This is a genomic window from Pseudomonas sp. MH10 (assembly GCF_034353045.1).
In the GTDB taxonomy this organism is placed as follows: Bacteria; Pseudomonadota; Gammaproteobacteria; order Pseudomonadales; family Pseudomonadaceae; genus Aquipseudomonas.
In genome coordinates, this window is sequence record NZ_CP133783.1 from 4712000 (window position 1) to 4727825 (window position 15826).

General features: G+C 54.8%; 18 protein-coding genes. 16 read left to right on the forward strand and 2 right to left on the reverse strand.

From position 1 onward, the window contains the following. Window positions 1-95 precede the first annotated feature (95 nt). From RHM59_RS21195 to RHM59_RS21215, 5 genes are read left to right on the forward strand one after another with little or no spacing between them, the layout of a single operon-like run. Window positions 96-1709, forward strand: a complete 1614-nt coding sequence (locus tag RHM59_RS21195; RefSeq protein ID WP_322285331.1) for a phospholipase effector Tle1 domain-containing protein — start codon at window positions 96-98, stop codon at window positions 1707-1709. Between the two features lie 2 nt (window positions 1710-1711). After that, window positions 1712-2368: a DUF2931 family protein gene (locus RHM59_RS21200; protein ID WP_322286736.1), complete on the forward strand. Its 657-nt coding sequence runs from the start codon at window positions 1712-1714 to the stop codon at window positions 2366-2368. Window positions 2369-2380: 12 nt separating this feature from the next. Beyond that, window positions 2381-3037, forward strand: a complete 657-nt coding sequence (locus RHM59_RS21205; RefSeq protein ID WP_322286737.1) for a DUF2931 family protein — start codon at window positions 2381-2383, stop codon at window positions 3035-3037. Between the two features lie 12 nt (window positions 3038-3049). Then, on the forward strand, window positions 3050-3706 hold the full coding sequence (locus RHM59_RS21210) for a DUF2931 family protein (protein WP_322286738.1): 657 nt from the start codon (window positions 3050-3052) through the stop codon (window positions 3704-3706). A gap of 50 nt (window positions 3707-3756) precedes the next feature. Then, window positions 3757-4134 carry a hypothetical protein gene (locus RHM59_RS21215; RefSeq protein WP_322184924.1) on the forward strand — a complete coding sequence of 126 codons (378 nt, stop codon included), beginning with the start codon at window positions 3757-3759 and terminating at the stop codon, window positions 4132-4134. A gap of 105 nt (window positions 4135-4239) precedes the next feature. On the opposite strand, the gene RHM59_RS21220 is transcribed toward RHM59_RS21215, so the two are convergent. Next, entirely contained in the window at window positions 4240-4674 is a 435-nt protein-coding gene (locus RHM59_RS21220) for a YhcB family protein (RefSeq protein WP_322166043.1), read from the reverse strand. 145 nt (window positions 4675-4819) lie between these two features. Between RHM59_RS21220 and RHM59_RS21225 the strand changes: the two genes are divergently transcribed. From RHM59_RS21225 to zapE, 3 genes are all read left to right on the forward strand, one after another. Beyond that, window positions 4820-5449 carry an alpha/beta hydrolase gene (locus RHM59_RS21225; RefSeq protein ID WP_322285332.1) on the forward strand — a complete coding sequence of 210 codons (630 nt, stop codon included), beginning with the start codon at window positions 4820-4822 and terminating at the stop codon, window positions 5447-5449. 67 nt (window positions 5450-5516) lie between these two features. Continuing rightward, a complete protein-coding gene (locus RHM59_RS21230; RefSeq protein ID WP_322285333.1) occupies window positions 5517-6860 on the forward strand; it encodes a tryptophan--tRNA ligase in 1344 nt (447 codons plus the stop codon). A 67-nt stretch (window positions 6861-6927) separates the two neighbouring features. Continuing rightward, a complete protein-coding gene (zapE, locus tag RHM59_RS21235) occupies window positions 6928-8022 on the forward strand; it encodes a cell division protein ZapE (RefSeq protein WP_322166040.1) in 1095 nt (364 codons plus the stop codon). Between the two features lie 86 nt (window positions 8023-8108). Here zapE and RHM59_RS21240 read toward each other — a convergent pair whose 3' ends face one another. Then, window positions 8109-9005 carry a GlxA family transcriptional regulator gene (locus tag RHM59_RS21240; RefSeq protein ID WP_322171125.1) on the reverse strand — a complete coding sequence of 299 codons (897 nt, stop codon included), beginning with the start codon at window positions 9003-9005 and terminating at the stop codon, window positions 8109-8111. A gap of 240 nt (window positions 9006-9245) precedes the next feature. On the opposite strand from RHM59_RS21240, the gene RHM59_RS21245 reads away from it, so the two are divergent. The 8 genes from RHM59_RS21245 (at window position 9246) to RHM59_RS21280 (ending at window position 15614) form a co-directional block, all read left to right on the forward strand. Then, the gene (locus RHM59_RS21245) at window positions 9246-10382 is read left to right on the forward strand and encodes an acyl-CoA dehydrogenase family protein (protein ID WP_322285334.1); all 1137 of its coding nucleotides are present in this window, start codon (window positions 9246-9248) and stop codon (window positions 10380-10382) included. A 331-nt stretch (window positions 10383-10713) separates the two neighbouring features. After that, window positions 10714-11142, forward strand: a complete 429-nt coding sequence (gene rplM, locus RHM59_RS21250) for a 50S ribosomal protein L13 (RefSeq protein ID WP_297846182.1) — start codon at window positions 10714-10716, stop codon at window positions 11140-11142. 14 nt (window positions 11143-11156) lie between these two features. After that, window positions 11157-11549, forward strand: coding sequence for a 30S ribosomal protein S9 (rpsI, locus tag RHM59_RS21255; protein WP_297846183.1), 393 nt, complete (start codon window positions 11157-11159; stop codon window positions 11547-11549). A 255-nt stretch (window positions 11550-11804) separates the two neighbouring features. Further along, the gene (gene petA, locus RHM59_RS21260) at window positions 11805-12401 is read left to right on the forward strand and encodes a ubiquinol-cytochrome c reductase iron-sulfur subunit (protein ID WP_322166038.1); all 597 of its coding nucleotides are present in this window, start codon (window positions 11805-11807) and stop codon (window positions 12399-12401) included. Continuing rightward, window positions 12398-13609, forward strand: a complete 1212-nt coding sequence (locus tag RHM59_RS21265; protein ID WP_322166037.1) for a cytochrome bc complex cytochrome b subunit — start codon at window positions 12398-12400, stop codon at window positions 13607-13609. Before petA ends, RHM59_RS21265 begins: the two co-directional genes overlap by 4 nt. After that, window positions 13609-14388, forward strand: coding sequence for a cytochrome c1 (locus RHM59_RS21270; protein WP_322166036.1), 780 nt, complete (start codon window positions 13609-13611; stop codon window positions 14386-14388). The genes RHM59_RS21265 and RHM59_RS21270 overlap by 1 nt, the downstream gene beginning before the upstream one ends. Window positions 14389-14565: 177 nt before the next feature. Next, window positions 14566-15183, forward strand: coding sequence for a glutathione S-transferase N-terminal domain-containing protein (locus tag RHM59_RS21275; protein WP_322166035.1), 618 nt, complete (start codon window positions 14566-14568; stop codon window positions 15181-15183). Between the two features lie 17 nt (window positions 15184-15200). Beyond that, the gene (locus RHM59_RS21280) at window positions 15201-15614 is read left to right on the forward strand and encodes a ClpXP protease specificity-enhancing factor (protein WP_322166034.1); all 414 of its coding nucleotides are present in this window, start codon (window positions 15201-15203) and stop codon (window positions 15612-15614) included. Window positions 15615-15826: the final 212 nt, after the last annotated feature.

Genomic DNA, 15826 nt, shown 5'->3' on the forward strand with positions numbered 1-15826 from the left:
TTTGTCTTAAGTGCGCCATTTTGAGCAACAAGTGCGCAAATAGTTGCGCAGTCTAAAACGGCTAGTGTTTGAACAGTTATTCAGGAGTACCGCTTGTGGAAAAACACGACCCCAATTCCTGCCGGGTATGTTTGGCGAACCGGCCTAAAGAAATGACCCCTCAGCAACTCGCCGCCCGCGAAGAAATGCAAAAGCCCTTCCTGGCGGCAATTGCCCAAGGAGAGGCACACCGGCAAGAGGTCTATCGCAGGGTGGAGGAACAGAAAAAACGCGAGCGCGCAAGCAAGGTGCCGGTCTTCTTGACCATTGGTGTGTTCTTCGATGGCACCTGCAATAACGCCAGCAACACCGCGCAAGGCATTATGTGTGGCGCGCATCACCCGATTCAGCCGCAAGACCTCGACGCCAGTTGCAAGCCGTACATGGCGGATCCAGACAGCAGTTATGGGAATGATTTAAGCAATGTAGCGAAGTTATATCGCCTTTATCACGCACCCAAAAGGTTCGAGGAAGCGGAGGTAGGGGAACAAAGTTCGTTCGCCTACCGAAAAATCTACGTCGACGGTATAGGGACTGTGGCGGGAGAAGAAGACAGCAAGCTCGGGTCAAGCCTCGGGCGTGGCGAGACTGGCGTGGCCGAACGTGTGCAGTCGGTGTTCGTTGCGATAGGTCGACATATCCGGGATATACATAAGCAAGATCCGAATAATGAAATCACCCATATCATCTTTGACGTCTTCGGTTTCAGTCGAGGCGCCGCGGCGGCCAGGCACTTTGCCACAGAAGTCGCCAAAGTTAGGAACGGTCCCTTAGGCGTTGTGCTCAATAGCCAAAAGATTGCATTCAGCCCCAAATTCATGGGCCAATACAAAAAACACATCCGCATTGGATTTATTGGCCTGTTCGATACCGTGGCGGCTACAGGTGGGTTGAGTAACTTGCTGAATGTCAGCAGTTCAATTACCCCTGGGTTAAACATCGCGTTGCCACCGTCAGACTTCAGACACGTGGTGCAATTAGTGGCCCGCGACGAGTGTCGAGACAATTTCGCCCTTAATAAAGTAGGCCCCGATCATCCTGAAATTATCGTGCCCGGAGTCCACTCGGACGTTGGAGGCGGCTATCGCGCCGAGGCGGACGAATGCGTGCTGATCACCCCCATGCAGGCGCTGACGGTCGCGGAAAACTGTGACGTAAAAACCACATCCATTTACTACGACGCGCTGCAGGCCAAAATGCACATGATCGCTAAAGGCTGGCCCGCTGAGATGCTGGAGATTATAACCCCGCCCTCTACGGAGTTAGCGATCGACCCGCAGGATCGACAGGCTCCCCGACAAAAAAGAGTGTTTGCTGGTTTACAACTCAAGCGAACAGTTCGAGGAGAGTTATCGCGAGTTTATTTGCGGGTGATGTACACGCTGGCGAAACAAAAGAAGGTACGGTTTATCGATATCGAGGAGCAGCGTGCTGACTACAAGCTCCCTAAAGAACTCCAATCGCTGTGTGATCAATTTGTCGCAGGTGAGTACAGCACCACTGCGGCTGAAGAGGCGCTTTTAAAACTGCGCTATATCCATACCTCTGCCCATTGGAACAACCCCGTGACTAAGCGAGATGGGACAGGCCTAAAGCTTTTTTACTTTAATGCACCGACTGCAAATGGCATACGCGTCCAACACCCACACGCAATCAAAGGTGAACGATGAAGATCAAGAAGTTGTGGGCACTATTGGGGCTAGTTCTGATCGCTGGATGCCAAGCCGCCGACCCATTGTCTGGCGTAAATGACCCCCATCACCCATGGTGGGATTTACGGTTTTCTGCACCAAGGTATATGACGGGTTGGGTCGAGATGAGCGCGGTGGTGGATATCAATAACCGATTCTTTCCACGCAGAGGCGGCGGCGCTATCGGCACCGGAGCTTTTCGGAACGACGGCATCGAATATGCCCATGGATGGGCGGATACCGGCGGAAACGGAAGTTTTGTCACCGGCGCCGATCTCCCGAAGCGGGTCTTCGTGCGCTGGCAGTCCTCGGTTGAGCCCCAAACCTACCAAGGCTGGATTGAAATCCCGGAAGAAGCCCGACAACTGATGCGCCACTCCATCGCTCGACGGTGCGCCGAGGACCCGGAGGACCCCGCTTCTTGGCACCCGAGCATGACCTTGGGACTTGCCCCCGGCGGTATTGTTCAAGTGTGGGTGTGGGATGAGTGTTTACGCCGAGTCGCCTTTAACCGCGCTCAAGTTGGGATAGAACCTTTAGGTCCGGACCTTGGCAAATCAAACGGGCACTACTTCCAACAAACCAAAGATTCGAAGCAATACGTCGAACGCTTCGGCATTCCTTATGGCAGTTGGTGATCCCGGATGATTATCAGAAAACTCGCTGCATTATTGGGTCTAGCTCTGATCGCAGGATGCCAAGCCGCCGACCCATTGTCTGGCGTAAATGACCCCCATCACCCATGGTGGGATTTACGGTTTTCTGCACCGTACTATATGACGGGTTGGGTCGAAATGGGCGCGGTGGTGGATATCAATAACCGATTCTTCCCACACCTAGGTGCCGGTGGAATTGGCATTGAAGTTTTCCAGAACGACGATATCGAAGATGCTAGAGGATGGTCGGATACCGGCGGAAACGGGAGTTTTGTCACCGGCGCCGATCTCCCGAAACGGGTCTTCGTACGCTGGCAGTCCTCGGTCGAGCCTCAAACCTACCAAGGCTGGATAGAGATCCCGGAAGAAGCCCGACAATTGATGCGCCACTCCATCGCTCGACGGTGCGCCGAGGACCCGGAGGAACCCGCTTCTTGGCACCCCAGCATGACCTTGGGACTTGCCCCCGGCGGTATTGTTCAAGTGTGGGTGTGGGATGAGTGTTTACGCCGAGTCGCCTTCAACCGTGCTCAAGTTGGGATAGAACCTTTAGGTCCGGACCTTGGCAAATCAAACGGGCACTACTTCCAACAAACCAAAGATTCGAAGCAATACGTCGAACGTTTCGGCATTCCTTATGGCAGTTGGTGATCCCGGATGATTATCAGAAAACTCGTCGCATTACTGGGTCTAGCTCTGATCGCAGGATGCCAAGCCGCCGACCCATTGTCTGGCGTAAATGACCCCCATCACCCATGGTGGGATTTACGGTTTTCTGCACCGTACTATATGACGGGTTGGGTCGAAATGGGCGCGGTGGTGGATATCAATAACCGATTCTTCCCACACCTAGGTGCCGGTGGAATTGGCATTGAAGTTTTCCAGAACGACGATATCGAAGATGCTAGAGGATGGTCGGATACCGGTGGAAATGGAAGTTTTGTCACCGGCGCCGATCTCCCGAAACGGGTCTTCGTGCGTTGGCAATCCTCGGTTGAGCCCCAAACCTACCAAGGCTGGATAGAAATCCCGGAAGAAGCCCGACAACTGATGCGCCACTCCATCGCTCGACGCTGCGCCAAATACCCTGATCGCCCCGCTTCCTGGCACCCCAGCATGACCTTGGGACTTGCCCCCGGCGGTATTGTTCAAGTGTGGGTGTGGGATGAGTGTTTACGCCGAGTCGCCTTCAACCGCGCTCAAGTCGAAGTCGAGCCTTTAGGCCCGTATCTGGGTAAATCAAACGGGCATTACTTTCAACAAACCGAAGATTCGAAGCAATACGTCGAACGTTTCGGCATTCCTTATGGCAGTTGGTAAGCCCCCGTCATCACCCTCAACCCTCAGCATTTACAATCATGGAGAAACAAATGAAAGGAATCGTCCTACTCGTTTCAGCCCTATTCCTAGCCGCCTGCTCCCATGATGATAGCGCGCCATCCAACGATTTAATTGGCAACTATTATTTACAAGGGGTCATGGAAATGGCCTCGCAGCTGTCGCTTCAAGGGGGCAGTAACTTTGAAGCCGTCGTTGAATATGGCTCCGCTGACGGTTATGCAAAGGGTAAATGGTCACAAGACGGACAACGGCTAACGTTGCGCCGGAATTACGAGGGATTGAACGGCGAAAATGACATCAGCCAGTTCTTCGACGAGATGGTTTTAGTTATCGGCGACGATTGCCTGACTATCGAAGAATCGCGTGGCTGTTACGTCAAATTGCCAAAACGCCACGCCTCGGAATAGGGTTGGCCCGTGTGGACTGCGAGAGTACGACCCGACCGCATGTGACTAAAAAAGCCCGCCATTCATTCCGAACGGCGGGCTTTTTGTTGATGCGTGCCGCTCACATCACTTTTTCAAACCGTAATGCTCGTCCAGCATGCCGGGTGCATTTGGGGTCTTGGGCGCGTAGTCCTTTGGCGCTTCAGAGTTGCGCGGTGGGGTCAGGCGGTCCCGAGGTGCTTGCGTGGTGTCAGCGTGCAAGCTGGCGAGTAAACGCTGACGCGTTTGCTCATCCAAGGCCAGGCGGTTGGCACCATCGGCAAGGTGTTCCTGTACTTCCTGATAGCTCTGCGAAAGCTTGTTCACCAGATTCGCCGTGCTGTTGAAGTGGGTGACTACCTCGTTCTGATAACTATTGAAGCGCTCCTGAACATCATCCAGCTGACGCTGAGTGCTGCTCGGGGCAGCGTTGGGCAGCAGACGTGCGACCAGGAAACCAATGACCACACCTGCGACCAGGGCGATAGTCGGCAACAACCAAACTAAGAGCGAGTGTTCCACGAGTCCTTCCTCTATAAACGGCTTTGCTTTACGTTAACGGCTCGAACCTGCGCTGTATACCGCGACACGCTCACGGATATGCCAGACACAGACAATCAGCTAGACGAGTCGACCCAATTCGAGGTCACGGAGTTCATTTTTGCTCATGCGCGAAACCCCTGTATTGATTGATGGCCCAGTCGGCCAAATCGAAGCCCTTTACCTCGATACCGAGGGCGCCCGCGGTGTGGCGCTGATCTGCCATCCTAACCCGGTGCAGGGCGGGACTATGCTAAATAAGGTCGTATCGACATTGCAGCGAACCGCACGCGACGCGGGTTTGATCACCTTGCGCTTCAACTATCGCGGAACCGGCGCCAGCGCTGGCACCCATGACATGGCGTCCGGCGAAGTCGATGATGCCCAAGCGGCGGCGCAGTGGTTGCGCAATAAACACCCCGATTTGCCGATGACGCTGCTGGGCTTCTCGTTTGGCGGCTTTGTCGCAGCCAGCCTCGGTGGGCGTCTGGAAGCCAAGGGTGAAAAATTGGCGCATTTGTTCATGGTGGCCGCTGCGGTCACGCGCCTGAGCGCCGATCACTCGTTGCCGCAAAACTGTCCGCTCACCTTGATCCAGCCAGAAACCGACGAGGTGATCGATCCGCAGGCCGTCTATGACTGGTCTGATGCCCTCAAGCGCCCCCATGAGCTGCTGAAAGTGGCAGAATGCGGACACTTTTTTCACGGCAAGCTGACTGACCTCAAAGAGTTGGTCCTGCCACGCCTTTCGAATTGATTGCAGCCAGAAGCGCCTGACCCTGTGGGCGCCTAACCTGCCTTACTCTAATAAGCAGCCACTAGCCATGACCACTCGTATCCTGACCGGTATTACCACTTCCGGTACGCCGCACCTCGGCAACTATGCCGGTGCCATTCGCCCGGCGATCATCGCCAGCCGCCAGAGCGATGCGGATTCGTTCTACTTCCTGGCTGATTATCACGCCCTGATCAAATGCGACGACCCGCTGCGCATTCAGCGTTCGCGTCTGGAAATCGCTGCGACTTGGCTGGCTGCCGGCCTTGATGTTGATCGAGTCACGTTTTATCGCCAGTCCGACATCCCGGAAATCCCTGAGCTGACTTGGCTGTTGACCTGTGTAGCGGCCAAGGGCTTGCTCAACCGCGCGCACGCTTATAAAGCCTCGGTGGACAAAAACGTTGAAGCCGGTGAAGACCCGGACGCCGGTATCACCATGGGTTTGTACAGCTACCCGGTGCTGATGGCGGCTGACATCCTGATGTTCAACGCGCACAAAGTGCCGGTCGGCCGTGATCAGATCCAGCACGTGGAAATGGCCCGCGACATTGGTCAGCGTTTCAACCACCTGTTCGGCCAAGGCAAAGAATTTTTTGTCATGCCCGAAGCGTTGATTGAAGAAAGCGTCGCCACGCTGCCGGGCCTGGATGGTCGCAAAATGTCGAAAAGCTACGACAACACCATTCCGTTGTTCAGCAATGCCAAAGAGATGAAAGCCGCGATTTCGCAGATCGTCACCGACTCGCGCGCGCCGGGCGAAGCCAAAGATCCAGACAACTCGCACCTGTTTACCCTCTATCAAGCCTTCGCCACCCCGGAGCAAGGCGCTGAGTTCCGTTCTGAGCTATTACAGGGCTTGGGTTGGGGCGAGGCCAAGCAACGTTTGTTCGCGTTGCTTGACGCTGAGCTGGGGGAGGCCCGCGAGAGTTATCACGGTTTCATGGCGCGTCCCGCCGACCTGGAAGATATTCTGCTCGCCGGTGCGGTAAAAGCCCGCGCCGTCGCGACGCCGTTCCTCGGCCAATTGCGTGAAGCGGTGGGCCTGCGGTCGTTCCGCAGCGTTGTGCAAAACGCCGACAGTGGGAAGAAAAAAGCCGCCAAAGGCGTGCGGTTTGTCAGCTTCCGTGAAGACGACGGCAGCTTCCGTTTTCGCCTGCTCGCCGCCGACGGTGAGCAATTGTTACTGTCGCGCACGTTCGCTGATGGCAAAACGGCGGGTGCGGTCAGCAAGCAATTGCAGCTGGGTGGCGAGCTGGACCTGCGCAGCGAGGATGATCGCTTCACGGTATGGCTCGACGATGCATGCGTGGCGGACAGCCCTGAGTTTGCCGACAGTGTCGCGCGGGATGCAGCCATCGAAAACCTCAAGCGCGCGTTAGCCCCGCAATAGGTCTGATTGCCATTTCCAAGGGCCGTCGCTACAGTGGCGGCCCGTTTTTGTCGCCTTGTTAACGAATATGACTCCCCTAGAACGATATCAAGCTGATCTGAAGCGCCCCGACTTCTTCCATGATGCCGCGCAGGAAACTGCTGTGCGCCATCTGCAACGCCTGTACGACGACCTGGTCGCTGCGCAGCACAGCAAGCCGGGTCTGCTCGGCAAGCTGTTCGGCAAGAAGCCCCAGGCGCCCGTCAAAGGTTTGTATTTTTGGGGTGGCGTTGGCCGTGGCAAGACGTACCTGGTCGACACCTTCTTCGAAGCCTTGCCGTTCAAAGAAAAAGTCCGAACTCACTTCCACCGCTTTATGAAGCGTGTGCACGAAGAAATGAGGACGCTCAATGGCGAGAAAAACCCGCTGATCATTATCGCCAAGCGCTTTTCCGATGAGGCGCGGGTGATTTGTTTCGATGAGTTTTTCGTTTCGGACATCACCGACGCCATGATCCTTGGCACCCTGATGGAAGAATTGTTCAAAAACGGCGTGACCCTGGTCGCGACGTCGAACATTGTCCCGGACGGTTTGTATAAAGATGGTCTGCAGCGTGCGCGTTTTCTGCCGGCCATTGCGTTGATCAAAGTCAACACCGACATCGTCAACGTCGACAGTGGCGTGGACTATCGCTTGCGTCACCTTGAGCAGGCTGAGCTGTTTCACTTCCCGCTGAACGACGCCGCCGAAGAAAGTCTGCGCAAAAGCTTCAAGGCCCTGACCCCAGAGTGCACTCAGGCGACTAAAAACGATGTGCTGATGATCGAGAACCGCGAAATCCGGGCGATGCTTACTTGTGATGACGTGGCCTGGTTTGATTTTCGTGAATTGTGCGACGGCCCGCGCAGCCAGAACGACTACATCGAACTCGGCAAGATCTTCCACGCGGTGTTGATCAGCGGTGTTGAGCAGATGAGCGTCAAAACCGACGACATCGCCCGACGCTTCATTAATATGGTCGACGAATTCTACGATCGCAACGTCAAGCTGATCATCTCGGCTGAAGTTGAGCTCAAGGATTTGTACACCGGCGGTCGTCTGAACTTTGAGTTCCAGCGCACGTTGAGCCGACTGCTGGAAATGCAATCCCACGAATTCCTGTCGCGGCCACATAAGCCCTAGGGGCAGTTGCGAGCTGCAAGCTTCAAGCTGCAAGAAGGGTGAAACTGATTCGCTTGTAGCTTGTAGCTCGCAACGTGCAGATGCTCTCAGGCTTCCTGCTGAAACTGCTGGCGGTACTGGTTGGGTGACAATTCCGTGTGTTGGCGAAACAGGCGCGCGAAGAAGCTGGCGTCGTCGTATCCGACCTCATAGCTTATCGTCTTGATGCTTTTGCGCGTTCCGGACAGCAAGCCTTTGGCCGTTTCGATGCGCATTCTTTGCAAATAATGCAGCGGCTTGTCGCCGGTGGCCGTCTGGAAGCGGCGCATGAAGTTACGGATGCTCATGCTGTGCTCGCGCGCTACGTCTTCGAAACGAAACTTGTCGGCAAAATGCTCTTCGAGCCATTGCTGAATTTGCAGGATACTCACGTCTTGGTGCAGTTTCTGCCCACCAAATCCCATTCGCCCCGGCACGTAGCTGCGCTGTACTTCGTAAAGAATGTCACGCGCCACGGCTTGGGCAACGTTGGCCCCGCAGAAACGTTCGATCAGGTAAATGTAGAGATCGCAGGCTGAGGTCGTGCCGCCAGCGCAATACAGGTTGTCGGCGTCGGTCAGGTGTTTTTCTGGATTAAGCAGCACCTTTGGAAAACGCTGCGCAAACTCGGTAAAAGCGCGCCAATAGGTGGTCGCCTCCTTGCCGTCCAGCAAGCCAGCTTGTGCCAGCCAGAACACCCCGCTGGCCTCGCCACACAGCACGGCGCCCTTGGCGTGTTGTTCGCGTAGCCATGGCAAAACCTGGGGGTATCGCTGGCACAGCGCATCGAAATCATCCCAAAACGCCGGCAGGATAATCACATCGCTCTGTTCCAGGCCGCCCTCTACGGGCAGCATGACTTCGCTGAAGCTGCGTACCGAAAGTCCGTCAGGGCTAACGATTCGAGTCTCGAAAGTGGTCTTCAGGCCTTGGCCGAGCTGTTTTCCATAGCGCAGGCTGGCCAGGTGGAAGAAGTCTTTGGCTTGCATCAGGGTCGAGGCGAATACCCCATCAATGGCCAGGATGCTGACGCGCCGCAATGGCGCGGAGTGCTGGGTAGACATAATTCTTTTTCTTATATGGGAAAGTGGTCAAGCGACGGCTGGATCGTCTTATTTTTTGTCGTATGTGTCCAGTGTCCTCGCGCGGGTCATCGGCTTAGGCTCTTAAGACAACCCAGCCCTTCACCCTCTTGCAGGTGCAGCATGATCCCTAGAACCCTGTTCAGCTCCGAACACGAACTCTTTCGCAGCAGCGTGCGTAAATTTCTTGAGCAGGAGGCGCAGCCGTTTCATGCGCAGTGGGAAAAACAGGGTTATATCGATCGCGCCTTATGGAACAAGGCGGGAGAGCAGGGGATGTTGTGTTCGCATTTGCCCGAAGAATACGGCGGCATGGCGGCAGACTTTCTCTATAGCACCGTGGTGATCGAAGAAATCGGTCGGCTGGGCCTGACGGGGATCGGTTTTTCTTTGCATTCAGATATCGTCGCGCCGTACATCCTGCATTACGGCAGCGAAGCCCTGAAGCTCAAGTACCTGCCGAAATTGGTTTCGGGAGAAATGGTGACCGCCATTGCGATGACCGAGCCAGGTGCGGGTTCCGATCTGCAAGGCGTGAAAACCACGGCTGTGTTAGACGGCGATGAGTACGTGATCAACGGCTCCAAGACGTTTATTACCAACGGCTTTCTGGCTGATTTGGTCATCGTCGTTGCCAAGACGGACCCTAAGGCCGGGGCCAAAGGCACCAGTTTGTTTCTAGTAGAGGCCAGCTCGCAGGGGTTTGCCAAAGGTAAGCGCCTGGAAAAGGTCGGGATGAAAGCCCAGGACACCTCCGAGCTGTTCTTTCAGGACGTGCGTGTGCCCAAGGACAATCTGTTGGGTCAGGCCGGCATGGGTTTCGCCTATCTGATGCAGGAGCTGCCTCAAGAGCGATTGACGGTTGCAGTCGGGGCGTTGGCGTCTGCCGAAGCAGCCTTGCAATGGACGCTGGACTACACCCGCGAACGCAAAGCGTTCGGAAAGGCTATCGCGGAATTCCAAAACACTCGGTTCAAGCTCGCTGAAATCGCGACTGAAGTGCAGATTGGTCGGGTATTTGTTGATCGCTGTCTTGAGCTGCACCTGGAGGGCAAGCTGGACGTGCCCACCGCGGCGATGGCGAAATACTGGTGCACAGACCTGCAATGCAAAGTGCTCGACGAGTGTGTGCAGTTGCATGGCGGCTACGGTTTTATGTGGGAATACCCCATCGCCCGGGCTTGGGCGGATGCACGGGTGCAGAGGATTTATGCGGGAACCAATGAAATCATGAAGGAAATTATTGCCCGGACCTTGTGAGTGAGCTTAAGCAGGCAGAGAAGGCAAAACGGGATGAGCCTGAAATCGTCGGGTTTTGGCGACGAAAGCTGCATGTCATCCCTTTCTGCCCCTGAATTCAGGGTGAATTGCAAAAGCTGCTTGAGATTTTTTTCGAAATCTGCATAATTCCGCAGCTCTTTGCAGTGGAAGTGATGCGCCGTCTGCCGAAGAATCTTGCCGTATAACGGACGCGCCGACCCGAGCCCCCGACAGCGTCTGTTCCCGGCTGCCTTTGACCTTGTCAAAGTACGCACTATTCAGTAAGATCCGCCGTCTAATTTATCAGGGCGGCCCCTGAGGCTATTAAAGAATGAAAACTTTTACTGCTAAACCGGAAACAGTTACGCGCGACTGGTTCGTCGTCGACGCTGCTGGTCAGACACTGGGTCGTCTGGCGACCGAGATCGCGAGCCGTCTTCGTGGCAAGCACAAACCGGAATACACTCCGCACGTCGATACAGGCGATTACATCGTCGTTATCAACGCTGAGCAAATCCGCGTTACCGGTGCTAAAACCACCGACAAGATCTACTACTCTCACTCTGGTTTTCCGGGCGGGATCAAGTCGATCAACTTTGAAAAGCTGATCGCTAAAGCCCCAGAGCGCGTGATCGAGACCGCGGTTAAAGGCATGCTGCCTAAGAACCCGCTGGGTCGCGACATGTATCGTAAGCTGAAAGTCTATGCGGGCGCTGTACACCCTCATACTGCTCAGCAGCCCCAAGAACTGAAGTTTTAACGGAATAGTTCATTATGTCGGCGACTCAAAATTACGGCACTGGCCGTCGCAAGACCGCAACTGCACGCGTTTTCCTGCGTCCAGGTACCGGCAACATCTCTATCAACAACCGTACTCTTGACGGTTTCTTCGGTCGCGAAACTGCCCGCATGGTAGTTCGTCAGCCGCTGGAATTGACTCAGACTACCGAGAAATTCGACATCTACGTCACTGTTATCGGTGGCGGCACAAGTGGTCAAGCTGGCGCAATCCGCCACGGTATCACTCGCGCTCTGATGCAGTATGACGAAACCCTGCGTGGCGCTCTGCGCAAAGCTGGCTTCGTTACTCGCGATGCTCGTGAAGTAGAGCGTAAGAAAGTCGGTCTGCGTAAAGCGCGTAAGCGTCCGCAGTACTCGAAGCGTTAATTCGCTGCTACTTTCTAAGCGCCCAGTTCCTTTTAGGAGCTGGGCGTTTTTTTATGGGCGAAGGATTTTGGTGTGACAACGTGCCACATGCCTGGGCGCCGCGTGTTATAAGGCTTGAGACCATTGGGCTATGGTAATTACCTTGTCAATTGAGGGGCTTTTCTTTACCATCCGGCAGGATTTTTACACCGTTCCAGATATTTATTAAGTAGACGCCTGATCAAACAGGCCATAGAGCTGATGGGAGAGGACGGAATGAGCAATGACGGCGTGAATGCAGGCCGGCGTCGCTTCCTCGTAGCAGCCACATCCGTGGTTGGTGCTGCAGGAGCGGTGGGGGCGGCGGTCCCGTTCGTGGGGTCATGGTTTCCCAGTGCCAAGGCGAAAGCCGCAGGTGCACCGGTAAAGGTGAATATCAGCAAGGTCGAACCAGGACAGCAAATGATTGCCGAGTGGCGTGGTCAGCCGGTATTCATCGTCCGTCGTACCGCAGAGATTTTAGGGAACCTGAAAAAGATCGAGGGGCAACTTTCCGATCCGACTTCAAAGAACTCCTCGCAACCGACATACGTCGACCCGGAACTACGTTCGATCAAACCAGAGATTCTGCTGCTGGTCGGTATCTGTACGCATTTGGGATGTTCGCCGACGTTCCGTCCCGAAGTAGCCCCCGCAGATCTCGGCAAAGACTGGGTAGGTGGTTATTTCTGCCCTTGCCACGGTTCGCACTACGATCTGGCCGGGCGTGTTTACAAGTCTCAACCGGCACCCTTGAATCTACCTGTGCCGCCGCATTCCTATGAGTCGGACAGCATCATCGTCATCGGCGTCGATCAGGAGAAAGCGTCATGAGTAAGTTCATGGACTGGGTGGATGCGCGCTTCCCTGCCACAAAAATGTGGGAAGACCATCTCAGCAAGTATTACGCACCAAAAAACTTCAACTTCTTCTACTTCTTCGGCTCGCTGGCATTGCTGGTGCTGGTCAATCAGATCGTTACTGGTGTCTGGCTGACCATGAGCTACACGCCGTCGGCTGAAGAAGCGTTTGCTTCCGTCGAATACATCATGCGTGACGTGGAATATGGCTCGATCCTGCGCCTGCTTCACTCAACGGGCGCCTCTGCGTTCTTCATTGTGGTTTATCTGCACATGTTCCGTGGGCTGCTATACGGTTCGTATCAGAAGCCGCGTGAGCTGGTCTGGCTGTTCGGGATGCTGATCTACCTGGCGCTGATGGCTGAAGCATTCATGGGGTATCTGCTGCCTTGGGGCCAGATGTCCTATTGGGGGGCCCAGGTGATCATCTCGCTGTTCGGTGCGATTCCTGTCATCGGTGGCGACCTGACTCAATGGATCCGTGGTGACTACCTGATTTCAGGTATTACCCTGAACCGCTTCTTTGCATTGCACGTCGTGGCGTTGCCGATCGTTATCCTGGGTCTGGTGGTGTTGCACGTTCTGGCGCTGCACGAAGTGGGCTCCAACAACCCCGACGGCGTTGACATCAAGAAACACAAAGACGAAAACGGCATACCGCTGGACGGCATCCCCTTCCATCCGTATTACACCGTGAAAGACATCGTCGGCGTTGTGGTGTTCCTGTTCGTCTTTTGCTCGATCGTATTTTTCTTCCCAGAAATGGGCGGTTATTTCCTCGAGAAGCCTAACTTCGAAGTAGCGAACGCGTTCAAGACCCCTGAGCACATTGCTCCGGTTTGGTACTTCACGCCGTTCTACGCGATCCTGCGTGCGATCCCGGACAAGCTCATGGGTGTTATTGCCATGGGTGCTGCGATTGCCGTCCTGTTCGTGTTGCCGTGGCTTGATCGTAGTCCGGTCAAATCCATGCGTTATAAGGGTTGGCTGAGCAAGATCTGGTTGGTGGTGTTCTGCGTGGCGTTCGTGATTCTGGGTGTGCTGGGCGTTTTGCCGCCAACCCCTGAGCGCACGATTCTGTCGCAGGTCTGTACGTTTCTGTACTTTGCCTACTTCATTCTGATGCCGTTCTATACCCGGCTCGAGAAGACCAAACCGGTTCCAGAAAGGGTGACTGGCTGATGAAAAAGCTATTTGCTGTACTGATTTTTGCTCTCCTGCCCGTTTTGTCTTATGCGGCAGAGCACGGCCCTGAGTTGGAACATGTTGATATCGACGTGTCTGATAAGGCGGCCATGCAAGACGGTGCTCGTACGTTTGCGAACTACTGCATGGGTTGCCATAGCGCCAAGTTTCAACGCTATGAGCGTGTGGCTGACGATCTGGGTATCCCCCACGATCTGATGCTGGACAAGCTGATTTTCACGGGCGCCAAGATTGGCGACCATATGACTATCGGCATGCAGCCTGCTGACGCTAAAGCCTGGTTCGGGGCGGCTCCGCCCGATCTGACCCTGGTAGCTCGTGTTCGCGGTACTGACTGGCTCTACGGTTATCTGCGCTCGTTCTATGAAGATCCTGCACGTCCATGGGGCGTGAACAACAAGGTTTTCCCGAACGTTGGTATGCCTAACGTACTGGCGGGCCTTCAAGGTCGTCAGGTCATTGGCTGCAAGCAGATCCAAATGGTTGAAGATGGCAAGAAGCAATTTGACCCCCTGACCGGCTCTCCATTGACCCACGAAGCATGCGATCAATTGACCGTATTGCCGAAAACCGGGTCGCTAAATGAAGAACAGTTCGATGAGAAGGTCAAAAATCTTGTAACCTTCCTCGCTTACTCGGCGAATCCGGTGAAGCTGCAACATCAGCGCATCGGGACCTATGTATTGCTTTACCTGGCCTTCTTCTTCGTCTTCGCGTATTTACTCAAACGCGAATATTGGAAAGACGTCCACTGATATCATGCTGTAACCCCTGCTGTTAACGAGCCGCGCCCTAGGGTGCCTCTCTAAAAAACGAGCGTGGGGCAGGTGCCGCTTCGGTGGTGCCTGCCCTGCGTAGTCGTTTTCGGAGGCGCCCTCTGGGCGCGCTCGTTTTTCTGCTTTTGAAAACTTTTACAAGCGAGGAGGACCGCCATGGGCGTGACCAACCGGTTGGCCTGTTACTCCGACCCCGCCGACCACTATTCCCACCGCGTGCGCATTGTGCTCGCTGAGAAAGGTGTCAGCGCTGAGATCATTGATGTTGTGGCGGGTCGTCATCCGCCAAGATTGATTGAGGTGAATCCGTACGGCAGCGTACCAACCCTGGTCGATCGCGACCTTGCGTTGTACGAGTCGACGGTGGTGATGGAATACCTGGATGAACGTTATCCGCACCCACCTTTGTTACCGGTTTATCCGGTGGCCCGTGCCAACAGCCGTCTGCTGATTCACCGTATTCAGCGCGATTGGTGTGGCCTGGTGGATTTGATTCTGGATTCACGTAGTAAAGAGCCCGCTCGCGTTCAAGCGCGTAAAGAGCTGCGTGAAAGCTTGACCGGCGTTTCTCCACTGTTCGCCGACAAGCCTTTTTTCCTCAGTGAAGATCAAAGTCTGGTCGATTGCTGTCTGTTGCCGATACTCTGGCGTCTCCCGGTCCTGGGTATAGAATTGCCGCGGCAAGCGAAACCGCTGCTTGATTATATGGAGCGCCAATTTGCACGTGAAGCTTTCCAGACAAGCCTGTCTGGTGCCGAACGTGATATGCGCTAAGGCTTAAGGAGCCGTTGATGAACTCCAGTCGCCCTTATCTGATCCGTGCTCTCTATGAGTGGATCGTAGATAACGATTGCACCCCGCATATGCTGGTCAATGCGGAATACCCGTCGGTGCAGGTCCCTCAGGGCTTTGCTAACGATGGTCAGATCGTTTTGAATGTGTCGCCCAGTGCTGTGCGTCATCTGCATATGGATAACGATGCTGTCAGTTTCGAAGGTCGTTTCGGCGGTGTTCCGCACTCGTTGTACGTTCCTATCTCCGCGATCCTGGGTATTTATGCTCGGGAAAACGGTCAGGGTATGGTTTTCGACTTAGAGCCTGCCCTTGATGACGACGATGAAATCGATCCTGATGACGAAGGACCGCCACCGGAAAGCGAACCACCGCGACCGACCGGTAGGCCAAGTCTGAAAGTGGTCAAGTAATCGGATTCGTGTAGGTTGAAACAAAAAAAACGCCGACAGCAATGTCGGCGTTTTTTTTGTATTTCTGTAGGACCGAATTCAGGTGGCGCACACATTCTGACCTGCTGAACACCGTGATCAGATTTTCAGTGCCGACTATTCCGTGTCTGCCAAAAATCTTTGTGGGAGTTGGCTTGCCAACGAAAGCGTCAATGCGGGCGACCCAGGTTTCA